The sequence below is a fragment of the Tatumella sp. JGM91 genome, from assembly GCF_018257575.1.
Classification (GTDB): Bacteria; Pseudomonadota; Gammaproteobacteria; order Enterobacterales; family Enterobacteriaceae; genus Tatumella; species Tatumella punctata.
In genome coordinates this window covers 1-1,233 of the sequence record NZ_JAERJP010000047.1, presented here as the reverse complement: position 1 = coordinate 1,233, position 1,233 = coordinate 1, and the positions used below count along the sequence as shown (strand labels likewise).

The window sequence follows — 1,233 nt, the reverse complement described above, 5'->3', positions numbered from 1 at the left end:
CAGTTTTCAACTTGCGCCCTGTGCTTGCAGCAGGCTTATAAAAACCAAAACCCCGTCTAACAGGTGGATGGCTCACTCCGTGAACCACCCACCTCGATCCAGTGTTGATCGTTCATTTTTGCATCAAGGTTAAACCGCTATCGCGGTCGCCCAGGGGCGAACCTTGACCCCAAAATGCCCGACCAAAGGGAGGGAGCTACCATTTCAGTTAGGTGTTGATCTTTGGGTTTTAAAGATTAGATAAGGGGAAATATGTAAGTATATGATTTTTATAGATTATCATTTTTAAGCTAGACCACGCATGCGTGAGCTAGCTCTAGACCATGCATACGTGAGCTAGCTTGAGCTAAGATAGTTTACTTTTGAGCTAAGATAGCTTAAATTTGAGCTACCTTTAGCTCATGGAGTATGGCGATGATTTCGGGACTGGATAAGCAATCTCAAAGACGGATGAGAGAGATCGATTTAGAACGCTCTAGAGAGGCTCAGGAGAGGCGTGAAGAGCAAAAGAACAGTAAGTTCACCCAAGTGTCTCCGAAGGGCTGGGAACGCATTAGAGAGCTTTCTAAGGACAAGCAGGGAGTAGCTGCGATCTCGCTTTACTCATTCTTGGCTGAACACATAGATCCAACTTGTGGTGCTGTTGTAGCTGAACAGCAGTTCTTAGCTGACAAACTGAACGTCAGCAGGAGCACGATAAAACGCTGGCTAAACTACCTAGAATCAAAAAACGCAGTGGTGAGAATCCCCGTTGCAGGCAACGTTTGCGCCTATGCTCTAGACCCACATGAGGTTTGGAAGGGGTACAACACGAGCAAGGGATACGCCGCTTTTGTGAGTAAAACTCTGGTGAACGTTGATGGTGATGTCCAACGACGGATCGTAGCGATGTTCAAGGGGCAAGAGCTGGACGGCGATGCTAAAGACCAGCAAGACCTCGATTTAGAGTGAAAGCCAGTCAGGGGCGCGTTAGCGGCGTTAGCGTACCCTTGACGGGCTGTAACGACCCCAACACTAGGCAAAGGTGGATGGTGAACAAAGTGAGCCATCCACCTGTTAAGCCGCCCTTAATGCCCTTTAAGCTACCAAAAGAGCCAATACATGCAGGATAGCGCAAGGTGTGCAAACGTGACACATCAGCTATGCAAATGTGACACAGTTTTCAACTTGCGCCCTGTGCTTGCAGCAGGCTTATAAAAACCAAAACCCCGTCTAACAGGTGGATGGCTCACT

General features: G+C 48.1%; 1 protein-coding gene. It reads left to right on the top strand.

The genetic code is table 11. The annotated features are described in order from the left end of the window. Nucleotides 1–414 precede the first annotated feature (414 nt). Nucleotides 415–951 (top strand): helix-turn-helix domain-containing protein, encoded by a 537-nt coding sequence (locus tag JK198_RS16700; protein ID WP_196095576.1) that lies wholly within the window; start codon nucleotides 415–417, stop codon nucleotides 949–951. Nucleotides 952–1,233: the final 282 nt, after the last annotated feature.

Coding starts and splice junctions, on each gene's coding strand:
- JK198_RS16700 (WP_196095576.1), top strand. CDS start 415: ATGATTTCGGGACTGGATAAGCAATCTCAAAGACGGATGAGAGAGATC.